14 protein-coding genes are annotated in these 14,488 nt (G+C 72.9%); 7 read left to right on the forward strand and 7 right to left on the reverse strand.

Annotation, left to right across the window (positions count from 1 at the left end):
- The first annotated feature begins 50 nt into the window (after positions 1-50).
- Entirely contained in the window at positions 51-710 is a 660-nt protein-coding gene (locus ACSMHG_RS08590) for a nitroreductase family protein (RefSeq protein WP_435743707.1), read from the forward strand.
- 4 nt (positions 711-714) lie between these two features.
- Here the strand turns inward: ACSMHG_RS08590 and ACSMHG_RS08595 are convergent, their stop codons facing one another.
- From ACSMHG_RS08595 to eat, 5 genes are read right to left on the reverse strand one after another with little or no spacing between them, the layout of a single operon-like run.
- Positions 715-1,455 carry a gamma-glutamyl-gamma-aminobutyrate hydrolase family protein gene (locus tag ACSMHG_RS08595; protein ID WP_435743709.1) on the reverse strand — a complete coding sequence of 247 codons (741 nt, stop codon included), beginning with the start codon at positions 1,453-1,455 and terminating at the stop codon, positions 715-717.
- 22 nt (positions 1,456-1,477) lie between these two features.
- The gene (locus tag ACSMHG_RS08600) at positions 1,478-2,257 is read right to left on the reverse strand and encodes a 3-oxoacyl-ACP reductase (protein WP_435743711.1); all 780 of its coding nucleotides are present in this window, start codon (positions 2,255-2,257) and stop codon (positions 1,478-1,480) included.
- A gap of 9 nt (positions 2,258-2,266) precedes the next feature.
- On the reverse strand, positions 2,267-3,637 hold the full coding sequence (locus tag ACSMHG_RS08605; protein WP_435743713.1) for an aldehyde dehydrogenase family protein: 1,371 nt from the start codon (positions 3,635-3,637) through the stop codon (positions 2,267-2,269).
- A complete protein-coding gene (locus ACSMHG_RS08610; protein WP_435743715.1) occupies positions 3,638-5,029 on the reverse strand; it encodes a glutamine synthetase family protein in 1,392 nt (463 codons plus the stop codon).
- Complete coding sequence (eat, locus tag ACSMHG_RS08615) at positions 5,026-6,438, reverse strand: ethanolamine permease (protein ID WP_435743717.1); 1,413 nt, start codon at positions 6,436-6,438, stop codon at positions 5,026-5,028. Before eat ends, ACSMHG_RS08610 begins: the two co-directional genes overlap by 4 nt.
- A gap of 145 nt (positions 6,439-6,583) precedes the next feature.
- On the opposite strand from eat, the gene ACSMHG_RS08620 reads away from it, so the two are divergent.
- The 4 genes from ACSMHG_RS08620 (at position 6,584) to ACSMHG_RS08635 (ending at position 11,075) form a co-directional block, all read left to right on the forward strand.
- Positions 6,584-7,654 carry a PP2C family protein-serine/threonine phosphatase gene (locus ACSMHG_RS08620; protein ID WP_435743719.1) on the forward strand — a complete coding sequence of 357 codons (1,071 nt, stop codon included), beginning with the start codon at positions 6,584-6,586 and terminating at the stop codon, positions 7,652-7,654.
- An 87-nt stretch (positions 7,655-7,741) separates the two neighbouring features.
- Positions 7,742-9,262: an alkaline phosphatase D family protein gene (locus ACSMHG_RS08625; RefSeq protein WP_435743721.1), complete on the forward strand. Its 1,521-nt coding sequence runs from the start codon at positions 7,742-7,744 to the stop codon at positions 9,260-9,262.
- Positions 9,263-9,366: 104 nt separating this feature from the next.
- Positions 9,367-10,452 (forward strand): LLM class flavin-dependent oxidoreductase, encoded by a 1,086-nt coding sequence (locus ACSMHG_RS08630; protein ID WP_435743723.1) that lies wholly within the window; start codon positions 9,367-9,369, stop codon positions 10,450-10,452.
- A complete protein-coding gene (locus ACSMHG_RS08635) occupies positions 10,449-11,075 on the forward strand; it encodes an FMN reductase (RefSeq protein WP_435743725.1) in 627 nt (208 codons plus the stop codon). Before ACSMHG_RS08630 ends, ACSMHG_RS08635 begins: the two co-directional genes overlap by 4 nt.
- A 22-nt stretch (positions 11,076-11,097) precedes the next feature.
- Here ACSMHG_RS08635 and ACSMHG_RS08640 read toward each other — a convergent pair whose 3' ends face one another.
- Positions 11,098-11,625 (reverse strand): YbhB/YbcL family Raf kinase inhibitor-like protein, encoded by a 528-nt coding sequence (locus ACSMHG_RS08640; RefSeq protein ID WP_435743727.1) that lies wholly within the window; start codon positions 11,623-11,625, stop codon positions 11,098-11,100.
- A gap of 106 nt (positions 11,626-11,731) precedes the next feature.
- Between ACSMHG_RS08640 and cobA the strand changes: the two genes are divergently transcribed.
- Positions 11,732-12,976 (forward strand): uroporphyrinogen-III C-methyltransferase, encoded by a 1,245-nt coding sequence (gene cobA / locus ACSMHG_RS08645; RefSeq protein WP_435743729.1) that lies wholly within the window; start codon positions 11,732-11,734, stop codon positions 12,974-12,976.
- Positions 12,976-13,779 carry a TrmH family RNA methyltransferase gene (locus tag ACSMHG_RS08650; RefSeq protein WP_435743731.1) on the forward strand — a complete coding sequence of 268 codons (804 nt, stop codon included), beginning with the start codon at positions 12,976-12,978 and terminating at the stop codon, positions 13,777-13,779. The genes cobA and ACSMHG_RS08650 overlap by 1 nt, the downstream gene beginning before the upstream one ends.
- Positions 13,780-13,893: 114 nt before the next feature.
- Here the strand turns inward: ACSMHG_RS08650 and ACSMHG_RS08655 are convergent, their stop codons facing one another.
- Positions 13,894-14,460 carry a hemerythrin domain-containing protein gene (locus ACSMHG_RS08655; protein ID WP_435743733.1) on the reverse strand — a complete coding sequence of 189 codons (567 nt, stop codon included), beginning with the start codon at positions 14,458-14,460 and terminating at the stop codon, positions 13,894-13,896.
- Between the last annotated feature and the right edge of the window lie 28 nt (positions 14,461-14,488).

Raw genomic sequence — 14,488 nt, forward strand, 5'->3', positions numbered from 1 at the left:
ATTCTGGCGGGCCGCGCCGCGGGCATGGACCTCCGTGCCACCGTGTCGGCATGGAGCTCTTCGAGGCGATGCGCACGACGGCGGCGGTCCGCGAGTTCACCGACGACCCGGTGGACGACGACGTGCTGCACCGGATCCTGGAGCACGCCCGGTTCGCGCCGAGCGGCGGCAACCGGCAGGGGACGCGGGTGGTCGCCGTCCGCGAGCGCGCGACCCGGGACCGGCTCGTCGAGCTGACCGCCCCGGCGGTCCGGCGGTACGCCGCGCAGCAGGCTGCAGGCGAGGGGCCGTGGAACCCCCTCGCCCCACCGTCCCCGAGCGCGGAGGAGATCGCCGCGACGCGGGTGCCGGCGGCGTTCACCGAGCCGCTCCTGCGGGCGCCGGTCGTGCTGGTCTTCGTCGTGGACCTCGCCGTCGTCGCGGCGACGGACCAGCACCTCGACCGGGTCGGCATCGTCGGCGGCGCCTCGGTCTACCCGTTGGTCTGGAACGTGCTGCTGGCGGCCCGGGCCGAGGGCCTCGGCGGCACCATCACGACGATGGCGGTCGCGGAGGAGCCGGCGGTCCGGGAGCTCCTCGGTGTGCCGGAGACCTATGCCGTGGCGGCGGTCGTGCCGCTGGGCCGACCGGTGCGGCAGCTGACCCGGCTCCGCCGGCTCCCGGTCGAGCAGCTCGTCAGCCGGGAGCGGTTCGACGGCGAGCCGCTCTGAGCGGTCACCGGACCACGGCTCCCTCGCCTCGGCGCGCGTCGCCGGCGTACGACGCCGCCGCGCGCACCAGCCCGGCGAGCAGCCCCACGTCGGCGGCGGTCTCCGGGTGCCACTGGACGGCCACGCAGAACCGGTCGCCAGGGACCTCCATCGCCTCCAGGGTGCCGTCGTCGGCCCGGGCGGCCGCGACCCACCCGGGGTGGGTGGCCACCGACTGGTGGTGGTGGCAGGCCACGTCGAGCGTCTCGCCCACGAGGCCGGCGACCAGCGTGCCGGGCACGGTGGCGACCTGGACGGTGCCGAACTCGTCGCCACCGGGGGAGTGCCGCTCGTGCCCGACGAGGTCCGGGGTGTGCTGGTCCAGCGACCCGCCGGCGTGGACGGCCATCAGCTGCATCCCGCGGCACACCCCGAGCACGGGCAGGCCGACGGCCGCGGCGGCGTCGAGGAGGGCCAGCTCCCAGGCGTCGCGGTCGGGTCGCCAGCCGGCCGTGCGGGGGTGCGGAGCGGCGTCGTAGCGCGCCGGGTCGACGTCGGCCCCGCCGCTGACGACCAGGCCGTCCAGGCGGCGGACGACCGCGTCCGCCGCCCCCACCTGGTCCACGGGAGGCAGCAGCACCGGCAGCCCGCCGGTGGCGGCGACCGCCTCGGCGTACTGCGTGGGCAGCAGGTCGGCCCGCTGGTCCCACACCCCCCAGGCCGCCTGCTCGCGGTAGGTCGTGAGCCCGATGACCGGGGCCGACATCAGTGCCTCCCAGCCCCGGACGTCACAGCGGGGTGACGTAGGCGCCGGAGATGCCGCCGTCGACGAGGAAGGTGTTGGCCGTCATGAAGGACGAGTCGTCGGAGGCCAGGAACAGCACGGCCGAGGCCATCTCCTCCGGCTCGCCGAACCGCCCCATCGGCACGTGCACCAGACGCCGCGCGGCGCGCTCGGGGTCGCTGGCGAAGAGCTCCTGGAGCAACGGCGTGTTGACCGGACCCGGGCACAGCGCGTTGACCCGCACTCCCTGCCGCGCGAACTGGACGCCCAGCTCGCGGGTCATCGACAGCACCCCGCCCTTGGAGGCGGAGTAGGAGATCTGCGAGGTGGCCGCGCCCATCACCGCGACGAAGGACGCGGTGTTGATGATCGAGCCCCGGCCCTGCTCGAGCATGTACGGGAGCGCCGCCTTGCAGCACAGGTAGACGCTGGTGAGGTTGACCTCCTGCACCCTGCGCCACGCGTCGAGGTCGGTGTCGAGGATCGAGTCGTCCTCCGGCGGGCTGATGCCGGCGTTGTTGAAGGCGATGTCGACCGACCCGTAGGTCTCCTTGGCGGTCCGGAAGAGCGCGTCGACCTGCTCCTTGTCGGTGACGTCGACGTGCACGTACGTCGCCACGTCCGCCCCGCCGAGCTGGCCGACGAGCGTGTGACCGCGCTCGTCGTCGATGTCGCCGACGACCACCTTCGCGCCCTCGGCGACGAATCGCTCCACCGTCGCGAGCCCGATCCCCGAGCAGCCTCCGGTGACGACGGCCACCCGGCCCTGGATGCGTCCTGCCATGGTTCCCTCCTACAGGCCCTGGTGGGCGATGAAGACGTTCTTCTCCTCGGTGAACGCCATGGGCGCGTCCGGCCCGAGCTCGCGGCCCAGCCCCGACTGCTTGTAGCCGCCGAACGGCGTCCAGTACCGCACGGCGGCGTTCGAGTTGACGCTGAGGTTGCCGGCCTCGACGGCGCGCGCGACCCGCAGCCCGCGGCCGAGGTCCTGGGTGAAGATCGATCCCGAGAGGCCGTAGTCGGTGTCGTTGGCCAGCTGGACCGCCTCGGCCTCGTCCTCGAACGGCATCACGGCGACCACGGGCCCGAAGACCTCCTCGCGCCAGATCCGCTGGCCGGGGTCGTCGACGGCGACCACGGAGGGGGGCACCCAGAAGCCGTCACCGCCGGGGGCCGAGCCGCTGATGGTCACCTCCACCTCGTCGAGGTAGCCGCGGACGGTGTCCCGCTGCCGCGCGGAGATCAGCGGGCCCATCTCGGCGTCCTCGTCGGACTCCGGCGGCGCCACCCGGACCGCCTGCACCGCGGGCTCGAGGAGCGAGAGGAACTGGTCGTAGGCGGAGCGCTCCACGAGGATGCGCGAGCGCGCGCAGCAGTCCTGGCCCGCGTTGTCGAAGACGGCGTACGGCGCGCTGGCGGCCGCCGCGGCGAGGTCGGCGTCGGCGAAGACGATGTTGCTGGACTTGCCGCCGAGCTCGAGGGTCACCCGCTTGACCTGCTCCGCGCAGCCGGCCATCACCCTCTTGCCGACGGCGGTGGAGCCGGTGAAGCACACCTTCCGGACGAGCGGGTGGGTCACGAAGCGCTCGCCGACCACGTCGCCGCGCCCGGGGACGACCGTCAGGACGCCTTCCGGGAGACCCGCCTCGAGCGCCAGCTCGGCCAGCCGCAGGGCGGTCAGCGGCGTGAGCTCCGCGGGCTTGAGCACCACCGTGTTGCCGGCGGCCAGCGCCGGGGCGAAGCCCCACGCGGCGATGGGCATCGGGAAGTTCCACGGCACGATCACGCCGACGACGCCGAGCGGCTCGTGGAAGGTCAGGTCGGTCCCGCCGGGCACCGGGATCTGCCGGCCGAAGAGCCGCTCGGGGGCACCGGCGTAGTAGTTCAGGCAGTCGCGGACGTTCCCGGCCTCCCAGCGCGCGTTGCCCCAGGTGTGCCCGGCGTTGCGGACCTCGATCTCCGCGAGCTCCTCGACGTGGGCGTCGACCACCGCGGCGAACCGGCGCAGCAGCGCGGCACGTTCCCCCGGCGCGACCGAGCGCCAGGCGGCGAAGGCCTCGTGGGCGCGGGCGATCGCGGCGTCGGCCTCCTCGACCGATGCGAGCGGCACGTCGGTGATGGCCTGGGCCGTGGCCGGGTTGAGGACGGTGAAGGTGTCGCTCACTCAAAGCCTCTCGAAGCCGCGCCGTCGCTCCCAGTCGGTGACGGTGGCCTCGAAGGCCCGGAGCTCGACGTCGGCCATGTTCGTGTAGTGGTCGACCACGGCGTCACCGAAGGACGATCGTGCCACCTCGCTACGCGCGAAGGCCTCGCGGGCCGCCCGCAGCGTGCGGGGGACGGTCCGTTGCCCGGAGCTGTAGGCGTTCCCCGTCGTCTCCGGCACCGGCTCGAGCTCCTGCTCGATGCCGTGCAGGCCGCCCGCGACCATCGCGGCGAGCGCGAGGTAGGGGTTGACGTCCCCGCCCGGCACCCGGTTCTCCAGCCGCGCGGAGGCCCCGCTGCCGACCAACCGCAGCGCGCACGTCCGGTTGTCCTCGCCCCACGCGATGGCGGTCGGCGCGAAGGAGGCGTCGGCGAAGCGCTTGTAGGAGTTGACGTTGGGCGCGTAGAGGAGGGTGAAGTCCTCCATCGTCGCGAGCACGCCGGCGATGAACTGGTCGTACAGCCGGGTACGGGCGCCGCGGTCGGCGTCCCAGAACACCAGCGAGCCGTCGGTGCCGCGCAGCGAGAGGTGGATGTGGCAGGAGTTGCCCTCGCGCTCGTCGTACTTGGCCATGAAGGTCAGCGCCTTGCCGTGCTGGGCGGCGATCTCCTTGGCGGCGTTCTTGTAGACGACGTGGTTGTCGGCGCTGACCATCGCCTCGTTGTAGAGGAAGCCGATCTCGTGCTGGCCGAAGTTGCACTCGCCCTTGGCGCCCTCGACGTCGAGACCCGCGGCGTACATGTGGTTGCGGATGTCACGCAGCAGCGGCTCCACCCGGGTGGTCCCGAGGATCGAGTAGTCGACGTTGTACTGGTTGGCCGGGCGCAGGCCGGTGTAGCCGCGGTCGTGGGCGGCCTCGTAGGTCTCGTCGAAGAGGATGAACTCCAGCTCGGTGCCGGCGTGGGCGGTGAACCCCAGGTCGCGCGCGCGGTCGAGCTGGGTCTGCAGGACCGTGCGGGGCGACTCCACCACGGGCGTGTGGTCGGGCCAGACCAGGTCGCACTGGACCATCGCGGTCGCGGGCAGGTGGGGGAGCAGCCGCAGCGTGTGCCAGACCGGCACGAACTCCATGTCGCCGTAGCCACGCTCCCAGGAGGAGATCGCGTACCCCTCGACGGTGTTCATCTCCACGTCCACCGCGAGCAGGTAGTTGCACCCCTCGGTGCCGGCCTCGAGGGCCACGTCGAGGAAGTACGCCGCGTGCAGGCGCTTGCCCTGCAGCCGGCCCTGCATGTCGGTGAAGGCCATCACCACGGTGTCGACCGAGCCGTCCGCCACCAGGTGCCGCAGCCGGTCCAGGGTGAGCATCCGGTCGTTGACCGGCTGGTCGGTGCCGGCGGTCAGGTCGTTCACGAGAGTCCCTTCTCGGCGTCCTCGATGGCTGCGAACTCCTCCTCCGGAGCCCCGGCGACAATGTGGTGGCGGCTGTAGAGCGCGAAGTAGGCGATGGCCACCGCGAAGACCCCTGCGGTGATGACGAGCACCATCGGCTCGACGAGGAACCCGGCGACGACGGCGACGCACGCGAGGACCAGGGCGATGCCCGTGGTAACGATGCCGCCGGGCGTGCGGTAGGGGCGCTCGAGCTCCGGCTCGCGGATGCGCAGCACGATGTGCGAGAGCATCATCAGGACGTAGGAGATCGTGGCGCCGAAGACCGCGACGAGGATGAGCAGGTCGCCCTCGTTGAGCATCGCCATGACGAAGCCGATGATGCCGGGCACGATCAGGGCGAGGTACGGCGTCTTGCGGCTGCCGGTGCGGGAGAGCACCTTGGGCAGGTAGCCCGCGCGGGAGAGCGCGAAGGTCTGCCGCGAGTAGGCGAAGATGATCGAGAAGAAGCTGGCGATGAGCCCGAGCAGGCCGACGATGTTGACGAAGGTGCTCACCGCGTTCGACCCGCCGTAGGCCGTCTCGAGGGTGTCGACCAGCGGGTTCCCGGACTCGCGGAGCGACTCCGACCCGGCCGCGCCGGGGGCGACCACGAGGATCAGCGCCGCGAAGGCGAGCAGGGTCAGCATCGCCGCGATGATCCCGCGGGGCATCGAGCGCGCCGGGTCCTTCGTCTCCTCTGCGGCCAGCGGCACCCCCTCGACGGCCAGGAAGAACCAGATGGCGTACGGCAGCGCTGCCCAGATGCCGAGCAGCCCGAACGGCAGGAACTCGCTGGCCCCCGCGGCGTCGGTCGGGGCGATGTCGGTGAGGTTGGCGGCGTCGAACTCCAGCGCGGCCGCCACCACGAAGGTGACCAGGGCGACCACCGCCACCGCGGTGATCGCGAACATCAGCTTGAGAGCCTCGCCCACGCCCCACAGGTGCAGGCCGATGAAGACGAGGTAGAACACCGCGAAGACGAGCGGGCCGTCGATGCCGATCAGCGAGTCGACGTACGCGCCGATGAAGTTCGCGATGGCGGCCGGTGCGATGGCGTACTCGATGAGGATCGCCGTGCCGGTGAGGAAGCCTCCCCAGGGGCCCAGGGCGCGACGGGCGAACCCGTAGCCACCGCCGGCGGTGGAGATGGTCGAGGACATCTCGGCCAGCCCCAGCACCATGCACAGGTACATCAGGCCCATGATGATCGTGGCGACGAGGAGCCCGCCCCAGCCGCCGACGTCCAGCCCGAAGTTCCAGCCGGCGAAGTCGCCGGAGATGACGTAGGCGACTCCGAGCCCCGCCAGGAGAACCCAGCCGGCGACGCCGCTGCGCAGCTGTCGCTCCTCGAAGTAGGCGCTGTCCTCGTGCTCGCGTGCGGTGGTCATGGTGCCGTCCTGTCTGCCGTCGGCGGAGCGGTCTCCCGACGCCTGTCGGGTCCCGGGAGAGTAGTGACCAGAGCACTCGCGCCACAAGGACCCTGCTGGTCAGAACGCAGGTCGCGCAGACATCGGGCGCACTACTCTTCTCCGCGTGAGCCGGGCGCGGGACTTCGTCAGCGGCTGGCGCACCGGCTCCTGGCGCAGCCAGGCCGAGACGCTGGCGGTCCTCTGCCTGGGCGTGCTGCTCTCCGGCGTGGTCTCCTGGCACCGCTTCGACCTGCTGCCGACGACGTCGTACTTCGTGTGGCTCCTGCTCGGGATGCTGACGCTCCGCTTCCAGCCGCTCCTGGTGCTGGCAGCGGTGGTCCTCGTCGTCTCGGCCGGCGTGATGGTCCACGACGGGCCGATCACCGGTCCGCGCGGGTCGATCCTCGCCACGATGGTCGTCTCCGTCGCGCTCATCCTCTACCAGTCCAGCCAGCAACGCAGCGGGTTGCCCGGGCCCCTGAGCGAGGCGCTGCTGGCGGAGCTGAAGGCGCGCCTGCAGGCGCAGGGCAAGGTCCCGGCCCTGCCGGCCGGATGGATGGCGCAGAGCGCGCTGCGGGCCTCGCACGGCTCGCGCTACGCCGGCGACTTCCTGGTGGCCGACCTGACCGACGACGGAAGGCGCCTGGAGATGGTGCTGGTCGACGTCTGCGGGAAGGGGTCCGCGGTGGGCCCCCAGGCGCTGCAGTTCGCCGGTGCGCTGGGCGGCCTGATCGGGGCGCTCGGGCCGCACGCGCTGCTGACGGCGGCCAACCGGTTCCTGCTGCGGCAGGAGTCCGAGGAGTCCCTCGCCACCGCGGTGCACGTGGTGGTCGACCTCCACGACGGGGCGTGGACCGTGACCAGCGCCGGCCACCCGCCCGCACTGCGGTACGACGCGACGACTGGGCAGTGGCTGCTGGACGGCGCTCGTGGCATGGCGCTCGGCGTGGTCCCCGAGCCGGAGTTCCGGAGCAGCTCGGGCGTCCTGGAACCGGGTGAGGCGCTGCTGTTCTACACCGACGGCGTGGTCGAGTCGCGCGACGCCGACCTCGACGCGGGCATCGACTGGCTGCGGGAGACCGCTCGCGTGGCGGTCGTCCGCGGCTTCGCGGGGGCGGCGCGCCGGATCATCCGCCAGGTCCCGCGAGGTGACGACGACCGCGCCGTCCTGCTGCTCCATCGTGTGCCCGGCTGACGCCGCGACACCTGTTCAGCCGACCGTCGGCGGTCCGTCATCCGCTGGCCGCGCCGACGACACGGGGCGCCGGTGGGCTCGTGGCCCGTGACCTTCTCGCGACGCGCCGTCCTCGGCGCCGGCGGGGCAGTGGTGGTCTCCGGCGGGACCGGAGTGGCCGCCACCCCAGCCTTCGCCTCCCGCACCCCCGACCACCCCTTCACCCTCGGCGTCGCCTCGGGCGACCCGCGCCCCGACGGCGTCACGCTGTGGACCCGCCTCGCCCCGGAGCCGCTCGTCGTGGGCGGTGGCATGGACGGCCGTGACGTCCAGGTCGGCTGGCAGGTGGCCACCGACGAGGCGATGCGAGACGTCGTCCGCGCCGGGTCGGTGCGGGCGACGGCTGCCGAGGCGTACGCCGTGCACGTCGACGTCCGCGGCCTCGAGCCCGACCGGCACTACTGGTACCGGTTCCGGGTCGGGCCCGGCACCAGCCGCACCGGCCGGACCCGCACGTTCCCCGCGCCCGGAGCCGCGGTGTCGTCGCTCCGCTTCGCGACCCTCTCCTGCCAGAACCTTCCCGCAGGCCGGTTCGCGGTCTACCGCCACCTCGCCCAGCAGGACCTCGATGTCGTGCTCCACCTCGGCGACTACATCTACGAAGGGGCCGGCCCGGCGAACCCGGCGGCCGGGCCGGACCGGCGCCACCTGCCGCACGCGGTGATCCACTCGCTCGACGACTACCGCATCCGGCACGCCCAGTACCGGCTCGACCCCGACCTGCAGGACGCCCACGCGGCGCACCCGTTCATCGTCGTCCCCGACGACCACGAAGTGGTCAACAACCAGTCGACCGCCACCGCGGACCGGCGCAAGGCCGCCGGCTACCAGGCCTACTGGGAGCACATGCCGCTGGCCGCGCAGTCCCGGCCCCGGGGCGCCTCGATCCAGCTGTTCCGCAGCGCGGACTACGGGCTCCTCGCCTCCTTCGACATGCTGGACACCCGCCAGTACCGCAGCCCGCTGGTCCCGGGCGCGACCTTCCGCGACCTCCCTCCCGAGGCGTTCGACCCGTCGCGCACGCTCATGGGTGCCGGGCAGGAGCAGTGGCTCTTCGACCGGCTCGGCGGCTCCTCCACGGTCTGGAGCCTGTTGGCGCAACAGGTCTACCTGGCGGCCATCGACGTCGACCCCCACCCCGAGCGCACGGCGTACAACGCCGACAAGTGGGACGGCTACCCCGTCGCCCGCGAGCGGCTCACCCGGTTCCTCTCCGAGGCGGGTCCGGCGAACCCGGTCGTGCTCGCCGGTGACGTGCACGCGGCGATGGTCAACGACATCACCCTCACGCACGACCCGGCCTCGCCCGTCGTCGCCACCGAGTTCCTCGGCAGCTCGGTCACCTCCGCCAAGGGCAACAACGCGCTGTTCGAGGACGCTCGGGCGGAGAACCCCCACATGCGCTTCTACAACGGCCGGCAACGCGGCTACCTGACCTGCGAGGTGACGGCGGACGCCTTCCGAGGGGACCTGTGGTTCGTCGACGACGTGCGCTTCGCCGACTCACCGGTGCGGCTCCTCGACCGGTGGGCGGTCGCCGCGGGCACGCGAGGCGCCCAGCGCGCCTGACCCACCCGGCGGCCGCCCGGTCGGAATAGCGCCGCCCGTCCCGTCGTTGAGACCATCGTTCGGGTTTCAACCATCGCGCGGGGCGCGAGGAACGAGGGACGGCCATGCAGATCGGCATCTTCACCGTCGGTGACGTGACCACCGACCCGACCACGGGTCGCACACCCACCGAGCACGAGCGGATCAAGGCCACGGTCGCGATCGCGAAGAAGGCCGAGGAGGTGGGCCTCGACGTCTTCGCCACCGGCGAGCACCACAACCCGCCGTTCATCGCCTCCGCGCCGACGACCACGCTGGCCTACATCGGCGCCCAGACCGAGCGGATCATCCTCTCGACCGCGACGACGCTGATCACCACGACCGACCCGGTCCTGATCGCCGAGAACTACGCGAAGCTCCAGCACCTCACCGGCGGCCGTGTCGACCTCACCATGGGCCGCGGCAACACCGGGCCGGTCTACCCGTGGTTCGGCAAGGACATCCGCGAGGGCATCAACCTCGCGGTCGAGAACTACGCGCTGCTGCACCGGCTCTGGCGCGAGGACGTCGTCGACTGGTCCGGCCGGTTCCGGACGCCCCTGCAGGGCTTCACCGCGACACCGCGTCCCCTCGACGGCGTGCCGCCCTTCGTGTGGCACGGGTCCATCCGCAGCCCGCAGATCGCCGAGCAGGCGGCGTACTACGGTGACGGCTTCTTCCACAACCACATCTTCTGGCCGCCCTCGCACACCCAGCAGATGGTCGACCTCTACCGCCGCCGCTTCGAGCACTACGGGCACGGCCCGGCCGACACCGCGATCGTCGGCCTCGGCGGCCAGTTCTTCATGCGCCGCAACAGCCAGGACGCCGTCCGCGAGTTCCGGCCGTACTTCGACAACGCCCCGGTCTACGGCCACGGGCCGTCGCTGGAGGACTTCACCGCCCAGACGCCGCTCGTGGTCGGCTCGCCGCAGCAGGTGCTCGAGCGCACGCTGGCCGCACGCGACTACGCCGGCCACTACCAGCGCCAGCTCTTCCTCGTCGACCACGCCGGCCTGCCGCTGAAGACCGTGCTCGAGCAGCTCGACCTGCTCGGCGAGCTGCTGCCCGAGATGCGCAAGGGCTTCGCCGAGGGCCGGCCCGCTCACGTCCCCGACGCACCCACGCACGCCTCGCTCGTCGCTGCACAGACCGACGAGGTGCTGGCATGACGTCGATCGTCGTCGTCTCCGCCGGCCTGTCGAACCCGTCGTCGACGCGGTTGCTCGCCGACCGCCTGGCCGCGGCCACGGTGGACGCGCTCGAGGAGGCCGAGGTCGCGGTGGTCGAGCTGCGGGACGTCGCACACGAGCTGACCGACCACCTGCTCACCGGCTTCCCCGGCCCGGCGCTCGCGCGGGCGATCGACCTGGTCCGCGCGGCCGACGGCGTGGTGGCCGTGACGCCGGTGTTCAGCGCGTCGTACTCGGGCCTGTTCAAGACCTTCTTCGACTTGCTGGAGCCCGGCACGCTCGACGGCACCCCGGTGCTGCTGGCCGCCACCGCCGGCACCGCCCGCCACTCCTTGGTGATCGACCACGCGCTGCGGCCGCTCTTCTCCTACCTGCGCGCGGTGGTCGTGCCGACGGGGGTCTTCGCCGCGACGGAGGACTTCGGCGGCACCGACGGCGGGGCGCTGGAGGCCCGCATCGCCCGCGCGGCCGGCGAGCTCGCCGCGCTTGTCGGGAAGGTCAGCCGCCCGGACGCCGCGGGCGGCGGTCGTCGCACCGTCGAGGACGAGCTGGCCCAGCCGACGCCGTTCGAGGAGCTGCTGCGCCGGGCCGCCGGGGGCTGAGGCCCTGCGGCGGTGCTCGGGCTCAGTGCTGGTAGGTGCCGTGCAGGATCGCCCGACCCGCCGTCTTGAACGCGAGGTTGAACGAGACGACCGCGGGCGAGGCGTCCGAGTCCACGCCGAGCGTCGGCTCCTTGACCGCGTGCACCACGAAGAAGTACCGGTGCACCTGGTCCCCGGGCGGCGGTGCCGCACCCATGAAGGCCTTCGCCCCGCCGTCGTTGCGGCACATGAACGCGCCGCCCGGGAGCTCCGCGCCCTCGGCGCCGATGCCCGTCGGCAGCTCGGTCACGTCGGCCGGGACGTCGACGAGCACCCAGTGCCAGAACCCGCTCGGCGTCGGCGCGTCCGGGTCGAAGCAGGTGACCGTGAAGCTCTGGGTGCCCTCGGGGACCTCGGACCAGGCCAGGTGCGGCGAGGTGTTGCCGCCGTCGGCCACCTGGTCCTGCGCCAGCGGCTGGCCGTCGGTGACGTCGTCGCTGGTCACGGTGAACGACGGCACGGGGGGCAGCAGGTCGTAGGGGTTGGGGCTCACCGGGCGGTCGAGGCTCATCGGGCTCCTGTCGCGGTTCCTACAGCAGTGGGCGGACGGGTCCGAACCTAGTCCGGACACCGAGCCCGTACCACCGGTCGGCGCGTCGTACACCGATGATGTGCAGGTGAACGACTCACCGACGTACCTCTCCGGGCTGCGCCTCATCGACCGCCGTGTGGTGGTGGTGGGAGGTGGCCACGTCGCGCAGCGCCGCGTGCCGCACCTGATCGCCGCGGGCGCGCGGGTGCACGTCGTCGCGCCGGAGGTCACCCCCGCGATCGAGGGGCTGGTCGGATCGGGGGAGGTGACCTGGCACGAGCGGGGCTTCGAGGAGGGCGACCTCGACGACACGTGGTACTGCATCGCCGCGACGAACTTCCCGACCGTCAACGAGCGGGTGAGCCGGGCCGCGGAGGCGCGGCGGGTCTTCTGCGTGCGCGCCGACGACGCCCTGAAGGCGACGGCCTGGACGCCGGCGACCGGCCGCCACGACGGTGTGACCGTCGCCGTGCTCGGCAACCGCGACCCCGGCCGCTCGGCGCGGGTCCGCGACGAGATCGTCGAGGAGATGCGGGAGGGCCGGATCGCCGCCCGGCACGAGCAGGGCCGCACCCCGGGGGTGGTGCTCGTCGGCGGGGGGCCCGGCGAGCCGGAGCTGATCACCGTCGCAGGACGCAAGGCGCTCATGGACGCCGACGTGGTCGTCGCCGACCGGCTCGCGCCGCGCGAGCTGCTGGGGGACCTGCCCACGGACGTCGAGCTGGTCGACGTGGCCAAGCTGCCGCGGGGCCGGAGCGCGCAGCAGGAGGAGATCAACCGGGTCATCGTGGAGCGGGCACTGGCCGGCAAGCGGGTCGTCCGCTTCAAGGGCGGCGACAACTTCGTCTTCGGACGCGGCTACGAGGAGGTCATCGCCTGCCGTGAGGCCGGCGTGCCCGTGACCGTGATCCCGGGGCTGACCAGCCCCGTCGCCGTACCGGCCGTGGCGGGCATCCCCGTGACCCACCGGGGCGTCGCCCACGACTTCACGGTCATCTCGGGCCACCTGCCGCCCGGCCACCCCGAGTCGCTGACCAGCTGGCCGGCCGTCGCTGGGCTCACCGGCACGCTGGTGCTAATGATGGCCGTGCAGAACGCGCCGGCGATCGCGGCGGCCCTCGTCGAGGGTGGGCGCGCCCCCGAGACCCCGGTCGCCGTGGTGTGCGAGGGCACCATGCCGGGTGAGCGCACGGTCCTCTCGACGCTGGGGACCCTGGCCGACGACCTCGAGACCCAGGCGGTGAAGCCGCCGGCAATCATCGTCATCGGGGAGGTCGTCGCGGTGGCGCACCCGGAGAGCTACCCCCAGCACGAGCCGGCCGGGACCTGATGGCCCACCTCGTCGAGCTCGACGACCCCGCCGACCCCCGGTTGGCCGACTACCGCGACCTGCGCGACGTCGAGCTGCGCAAGCACCTGGAGGTGGAGCACGGCCTCTTCATCGCGGAGGGCGCCAAGGTGGTGCGCCGGGCGGTCGAGGGCGGGTTCCGGCCGCGGTCCTTCCTCATGGCCCCGCGGTGGCTCGACGGGTTCGCCGACGTGCTCGAGGTGACCGAGGCGCCGTGCTACGTGGTGTCGGAGGCGCTGGCCGAGGAGGTGACCGGCTTCCACGTCCACCGTGGCGCGCTGGCGTCGCTGGAGCGGCGGGCACTCCCGTCGATCGACGACGTGCTCGACGGGGCCCGGTCGGTGCTCGTGCTGGAGGACGTCGTCGACCACACCAACGTGGGCGCGATCTTCCGCTCGGGCGCGGCGCTCGGCTTCGACGCCGTGCTGCTCGCGCCGCGGTGCGCCGACCCGTTGTACCGGCGCTCGATCAAGGTGGGCATGGGCGCGGTCTTCCAGGTCCCGTGGACGCGGCTCCCGGACTGGTACGACGCGCTCCCGACGCTCTCGGGCCGCGGGTTCACCACCGTCGCGCTGACCCTGGCCGCCGACTCCTCGCCCATCGAGGCGGCCGTCGCCGGCCTCGACCGGGTCGCGCTGGTGCTCGGCTCCGAGGGGCACGGCCTCTCCACCCGCTGGGAGCAGTCGGCCGACCGGCGGGCGATCATCCCCATGGCCGAGGGGATCGACTCGCTCAACGTCGCGGCCGCGACCGCCGTCGCCTGCTACGTCACCGCCCGCCGCTGAGCACGCCGTACGCCGTCGAAGTGGCACTCGCGCACGGTTGAGGTGGCACTCGCGCACGGTCGACTCGTGCGGGGTTCCCACCTCGACCGTGCGGGGCTCCCACCTCGGCGGGGGTCAGCCGGGGAGGATCGCCTTGATCGCGTCCCGGGTGCGGTCGACGACGGAGGCGACCGGGCCGACGGCCCACTGCGCCGCGGGCGAGCCCGCCGTCGAGGGGTGCGGGTGCGTGGGGGCGACGGCCTCCGCGGCCAGCAGCGCGCGGCCCATGACGGTCCGCTTCGGCTGGTCGCAGGTCTCGAGGATGCGCGGGAGCTCCTCGCGCTCCTCGGCCTCGGCGTGAGCGACGACGGTCTCCTGGAACCGGCGCAGGGAGGTCTCGAACTCCGCGCTCGAGGCGTCCATCTTCTCCAGCTCGGCGAGCATGGCGTTGGCCTCCGCCTCCTCGCGGTTGCGGGCCCCGGCCACGTCGGCATCGGTCTCGGCGGTCACCGGCCGGAGGACCATCTCCTCGGCCGTCTCGTGCACGGCGAGGAAGGCCCGGAGCTCGTCGAAGCGAGCCTGCCTCTCCTGCTCGCCCGCGCGGAGGACCTCCTCGAACATCTCGCGGACCCGCGCGTGCTGGCGTTGCAGGATCCCGACGACGTCGCTGTCGGGCAGGTCGGCGGGCGCGGGCAGGCTCATGACTCTCCTCGGGACGTGGGACACGGTG

This window comes from Nocardioides ureilyticus, from assembly GCF_051280745.1.
Classification (GTDB): Bacteria; Actinomycetota; Actinomycetes; order Propionibacteriales; family Nocardioidaceae; genus Nocardioides.

Excerpts from the sequence above, each read along its gene's own strand:
- ACSMHG_RS08590 (WP_435743707.1), top strand. The coding sequence starts at position 51 with ATGGAGCTCTTCGAGGCGATGCGCACGACGGCGGCGGTCCGCGAGTTC.
- ACSMHG_RS08595 (WP_435743709.1), bottom strand. The coding sequence starts at position 1,455 with ATGTCGGCCCCGGTCATCGGGCTCACGACCTACCGCGAGCAGGCGGCC.
- ACSMHG_RS08600 (WP_435743711.1), bottom strand. The coding sequence starts at position 2,257 with ATGGCAGGACGCATCCAGGGCCGGGTGGCCGTCGTCACCGGAGGCTGC.
- eat (WP_435743717.1), bottom strand. The coding sequence starts at position 6,438 with ATGACCACCGCACGCGAGCACGAGGACAGCGCCTACTTCGAGGAGCGA.
- ACSMHG_RS08630 (WP_435743723.1), top strand. The coding sequence starts at position 9,367 with ATGCAGATCGGCATCTTCACCGTCGGTGACGTGACCACCGACCCGACC.
- ACSMHG_RS08635 (WP_435743725.1), top strand. The coding sequence starts at position 10,449 with ATGACGTCGATCGTCGTCGTCTCCGCCGGCCTGTCGAACCCGTCGTCG.
- ACSMHG_RS08640 (WP_435743727.1), bottom strand. The coding sequence starts at position 11,625 with ATGAGCCTCGACCGCCCGGTGAGCCCCAACCCCTACGACCTGCTGCCC.
- ACSMHG_RS08650 (WP_435743731.1), top strand. The coding sequence starts at position 12,976 with ATGGCCCACCTCGTCGAGCTCGACGACCCCGCCGACCCCCGGTTGGCC.
- ACSMHG_RS08655 (WP_435743733.1), bottom strand. The coding sequence starts at position 14,460 with ATGAGCCTGCCCGCGCCCGCCGACCTGCCCGACAGCGACGTCGTCGGG.